4 protein-coding genes are annotated in these 4939 nt (G+C 71.3%); 1 reads left to right on the plus strand and 3 read right to left on the minus strand.

Annotated elements, in window-relative coordinates; translation table 11 throughout:
* The coding region (locus ACSAMQ_RS19940; RefSeq protein WP_435397326.1) for a M23 family metallopeptidase at positions 1 to 836 on the plus strand (836 nt) is incomplete at its 5' end.
* A 12-nt stretch (positions 837 to 848) separates the two neighbouring features.
* Here the strand turns inward: ACSAMQ_RS19940 and ACSAMQ_RS19945 are convergent.
* The 3 genes from ACSAMQ_RS19945 to folE2 all read right to left on the minus strand — a co-directional run bounded on the left by ACSAMQ_RS19945 (position 849) and on the right by folE2 (position 4740).
* Entirely contained in the window at positions 849 to 1718 is an 870-nt protein-coding gene (locus ACSAMQ_RS19945; protein ID WP_435397327.1) for a hypothetical protein, read from the minus strand.
* Complete coding sequence (locus ACSAMQ_RS19950) at positions 1715 to 3433, minus strand: diguanylate cyclase (protein ID WP_435397328.1); 1719 nt, start codon at positions 3431 to 3433, stop codon at positions 1715 to 1717. The genes ACSAMQ_RS19945 and ACSAMQ_RS19950 overlap by 4 nt, the downstream gene beginning before the upstream one ends.
* A 365-nt stretch (positions 3434 to 3798) precedes the next feature.
* On the minus strand, positions 3799 to 4740 hold the full coding sequence (gene folE2, locus ACSAMQ_RS19955) for a GTP cyclohydrolase FolE2 (RefSeq protein WP_435397329.1): 942 nt from the start codon (positions 4738 to 4740) through the stop codon (positions 3799 to 3801).
* Between the last annotated feature and the right edge of the window lie 199 nt (positions 4741 to 4939).

Here is a 4939-nt window from a genome sequence, read left to right on the forward strand (position 1 = left end):
AAACCGCGCCGGCCGCCGCGCCCGCGCGCGCAGCGGCCGATGCCCGCATCGTGTTTCCGCCGGCGGCGCAACAGGGCGCGCTGGTGATCGGCAAGGTCCCCGCCGGCAGCGTGGTGCGCTACGGCGAGCGCGTCCTGCGCAGCACCGGCTACGGCACGGTGGTGTTCGGAGTCGGCCGCGAGGCCACCGGCACCCTCGCCTTGCAGGTCGAGACCGCGCCGGGCCGCATCGAGACGGTGCGCATCGCAGTGACGCCGCGCGATTTTCCGACCGAGTACATCCAGGGCGTGCCGCCCAAGACGGTCAATCCGCCGCCGGAGATCGCCGCGCGGATCGAACGCGAGCAGGCCGAAGTCACCGCCGCGCGCGCCCGCGACGACGACCGCGCCGATTTCGCCCAGCCCTTCGTCTGGCCGGTGCGCGGCCGCATCAGCGGCCGGTTCGGCAATCAGCGGGTCTACAACGGCCAGAAAGGCTCGGGCCATTCCGGCATGGACATCGCCGCGCCGACCGGCACCGCGATCCTGGCGCCGGCCGCCGGCCTCGTCACCTTCGCCAAGCCCGGCCTGTACCTGACCGGCGGCACGGTATTGCTCGACCACGGCCACGGGGTCAGTTCGAACTTCCTGCACCTGTCGCGCATCGACGTCAAAGTCGGCGACCGCGTCGCCCAGGGCCAGACCCTCGGCGCGGTCGGCGCGACCGGGCGCGCGACCGGCCCGCATCTGCACTGGGGCATGAACTGGTTCGATGTGCGGGTCGACCCGCTGCTGGTGCTGGAGCGCGGCCAGGCCACGCAGGCCACGAAAGCAGCGGCGAAAGCGGCGACGCCCTGAGGCGCTGAACGCTCAGGCCGCGGCGGGCGCCGGATACAGGCGTCCGAGCGGCTGATACGACGGCGAGCGTTCCAGCTCGCACAGGCGCAGCCATTTCGGATTCGGCTGGCGCGGGCCCGCCGCGAGCAGGCCGGCGCCGGTCGAGATCAGGCCGAGCCGCGAACGCGCCGCGGTCAGGGCGATATAGAAATCGCTCTCGTCGATGCCGTCGCTGTCGAACGAGGGCGGCAGGCGGCGCTCTTCGGGCAACCACGGCGCGATCTGTTCCCACAGCGCCGGCCAGTCGAGCTGCGGAAACGGCGCGGCGCGCGCCGCCATCGGGGTCAGCTGCGGCGCCAGGCGCCCGGGCGGCTGCACCGGGTTCTCGGCGAAACAGCGGTAGACGAATTCGCTCGCGGTCATCGCATCGGCGCCGGCGCGGGCGACCCGCTGCAAGGCTTCGTACAGCACCCGGCGCAAGGCCGCCTGCGGCGGCAGCTCGCGCTCGCGCACCGCGGCGAGCACGCCGAGCGCGCGCAAGGGATCGCCGGCATAGTTCGGCCGGCGCAGGGACAAGGCATGCGCGAGCACGGCGATGCGATCGTTGTCCTGCAGGTCCTCGCCCTGCCCCGACAGCGGCCGGCGCACGTCGACCGCGATCGGGTCGGCAGCGGCGAGGCACTCGTCCAGGGCCGGCTCGACCACGCCGCCGGCGCCGAAATCGATCACGCAACCGGCGCGGCCGACCAGGGCCACATGGTCGTAGACGCTGTCGCCGAACCAGGCGCTCAGACTCGCCAGCTCGCTGCGGCCGCGCATCAGCAACAGATCGCCGGTGCGCAACTGCGCGGCCGAGACGGTGGCCGTATCCCCGTCGGTGTCCAGGCCGTCCGGCCGGTTCACGCCATCACCTCGCGCTCGGGCTCGACGCTGTGGCCGGTGACCCGGTCGCGGCCGGCCGACTTGCTGGCGTACAGCGCGGCATCGGCGCGTTCGAGCAACTGCTCCGGGGTTTCGCCGGTGCGCAGCTCGGCCACGCCGAGACTCAGGCTGACCGGCAACAAACGCCCGTCGATCGACAGCGGACTGCCGCTGACCGATTCGCGCAGGTGCTCGGCGACCCGGATCGCATCGCGCAGATAGGTGTCGGCCAGCACCACCAGCACTTCGTCGCCGCCGTAGCGGCCGAACAGGTCGTAGGCCCGCAAGCGGTTGCGGGTGCGCAAGGCGACGATGCGCAGGGTTTCGTCGCCGACGCGGTGGCCGTGTTCGTCGTTGATGCGCTTGAAGTGGTCGATGTCGAAGAACACCACCGACAAGGGCCGGTGCGAGCGGTGCGCGCTGTCGACCGCGCCGCGCAGGCTCTGCGAGATCGCCGCGCGGGTCATCGCCCCGGTCAGGCTGTCGTAGGTGGCCAGGCGGTTGGCGGTGTCGCGGTCGCGCCGCAGCTGTTGCAGCTTCGAGGTCAGGCCGAGCAGCAGGCCGAGCCCGCCGAACGCCAGGCCGATCGGAAACGCATATTCCAGCCAGGCGTATTCCGGCCACCACTGGTGATTGGCGCCGACCAGCACCACCAGCAGCACCATCAACGGCGACCACGCCAGCAACAGGAAATAGGCTTCGCGCTGTCGCCGCCAGATCGCCACCACGGTGCAGTACAGCACCAGCGCGATGACCAGCAGCAGATTGAGGTTGCCGAACAGCGCGCTGTGCTTCCAGGTACGGAACAGCGACACCAGCAGCAAGGCGCCGAGCGAGACGCTGCAGTAGTCGAGAATGCGCGCGACCTTCGGCTGGGTGGTGCGCAGGCCGAGGAAGAAGATCAGGAAGCGGATGCTGGCGAGCACCGCCGCGGTATTGAGCACGACGTTGGTGCGCCCGTCCGGGGCGATTTCGTCGAGCCAGGGAATCGCCCGCATCTCGCCGCCGTCGGCGGTCAGGGTCAGGATCTGCAGGACCAGGGTCAGGCCGAGGTAAGCGTAGCCGCGCTCGCGCAGGCCGGCCCAGAAGCCGAACGCGAGCACCGCCGCCACCCCCATCGCGGTCAGCACGATGCTGCGCAAGCCCACGTGCAGCATGTCCTCGCGCTGCACTTTCGCCAGCGGCTGGATCGTCACCTTCGACGGCAGCACGTCGACCGTGAGCATGCGCAGGTACAGCGAATCGCCGCGGCGCAAACCGTTCGGCAACGGAAACACGATGAAGCGGGTGGAATGGCTGAAGTCGGTGTCGGGCCCGTAGATCGAGCGCCGCAGCGGCACTGCGTCGCCCGGCCGCCACAGTTCGATCTCGCGCCGGTACGGCCGGCTGATCACCAGTTGCGGCGCGTCGGCCCCGGGGACGTCCTGGTTGACCGTCACCCGCCACCACACCGGCTGGCGCCGCGGCGCCGTGATCTGCTGGCCGGGCACCGCCTGGAACTCGCGATCGAATTCGCCCCCGAGTATCCGCGCCGGCACCGGGTCCTGGCCCAGGCGGGACAGACTCAGCGACGGCGACGCATAGGAGGCGCGGCCCGGCGAAGCCAGGCCCAAGGATTGCGCCGACACGATCGTCGCCACCCACATTCCCAGCAGCACCAACAGGGTCTGCCAGGCTCGACGCGAGGGTTTCCCCATGCCCCTTCCGGTCACAAGTCTGGTGAACCGAGCATAGCCCATGGGCCTCGCGCTCCGGGGGAGGGGGCCGTCACGGTTTGGGCCTTGAATCTGTGCACTCGCCCACGCCTCCATGCATTGCCGCAGCGATCCTGCCGTGGCTCGCAGGCGATGCTACACGTCCGCCGGCTCGGCGCGATGCCGGCGGTCCGTAGGACATTGCCGCGTCGTGCCGCCGGATGTGGCCGCCGGATGTGGACCGTCAGGCGCGGCCCGTCGGAGGCAGCTCGCCCGACTCAGGCGTCGGGCGCGAACGCTCGACGCCGGTCATGCGAGGCGGGCTGCCGAGCATTGCCCATCGAACGCCGACCGCCGCCGGCCGGCGCTCAGTCGCGGGCGCCGTGGCCGGTGACCCGGGCGACGGCGTCGTGCGCGTGCAGGCTTTCGAAATGGGCGATCTGCGCATCGAAGGTTTCGATGCGTTTGTCGCGGGACAAGACCGCGGCGACGCGGCGCGCGGCGTCTTCGCAGAACATCAGGTTTTCCGCGTTGAGACGGGCGAAAGCCTGCTCGTCTTCGCGCTTGACCGCGGTCTGCACCGGCGTGCCGAGCGCCTGTTCGATCGCGTCGATCAAGGCCACCAGCGGCACTTCGTCGAACGCCGGACGCAGCTCGACGCGCACGTCGGCGCGGCTGCGCTGGGCGTGCGGCGTCGCCGCCAGGCCGCGCTCGGAGGCCAGCCAGTCGCTGACCACCGCAGTCGACAGCGGATGCGCGGCAGCGAAATCGTCGGCAAAACGTTGAGCGTTGAGCTGGCGCGACAGCGCCGCCGAGGCCGGACAGGTGCTGGAGTATTCGACCGCGAAACGCAGGCCCAGGTGCAGGTGCCCGTCGAGCAGGCGCGCGTCGATCTCGACCGGGTAGCGCTTCCAGCCGGCGTTGTGGCTGGCCAGCGCCGGACGCAGCAACAGTTGCTCGTAGCGCAGGACCAGGCGCGCGGCGCTGGAAATGCCGCCCTGGCCGTCGACCAGGCTCTGCAGCACCCGGCGCAGTCCGGCCGGCGTCACCGTCTCGCTGGCGAAGGCGTTCTGCAGGTGCAGGTACATGCGCGACATGTGGATGCCGCGCGCGTCGGCGTCGCGCAGATTCACCGAAACGTCGACCGAGGCCGCGACCTGGATCGGGCTGCCGTCGGCCGCGGCGATCCGCAGCGGCAAGGCGATGTTGGACATCCCGACCCAGTCGAGCGGTCGCGCCGCGGCGGCGGCGTCGAAGGCGACATCGGGCAGGACGGGCTTCAGTGCGGTGGGGGTCTGGGGAGGATTCACGACGGCAACAATGGGGGCGCGTGGGGGGAACGCAACGCCGCCATTCTAGCCCCCGCGGGCCGGACGCCCCCTGCCCGGCCCTGCAACGGTCAGTTGCGGGCGCCGCGCCAGGCCGCCAGCAGCGCGGTCCACGGCGACAACGGCCGGGCCGCATCGCCGCGTTGCAGGCGGGTATGCGCCAGCGCCGTCCACAGCCGCC

It is taken from the genome of Lysobacter sp. 1R34A (genome assembly GCF_051217035.1).
GTDB lineage: Bacteria > Pseudomonadota > Gammaproteobacteria > Xanthomonadales > Xanthomonadaceae > Lysobacter.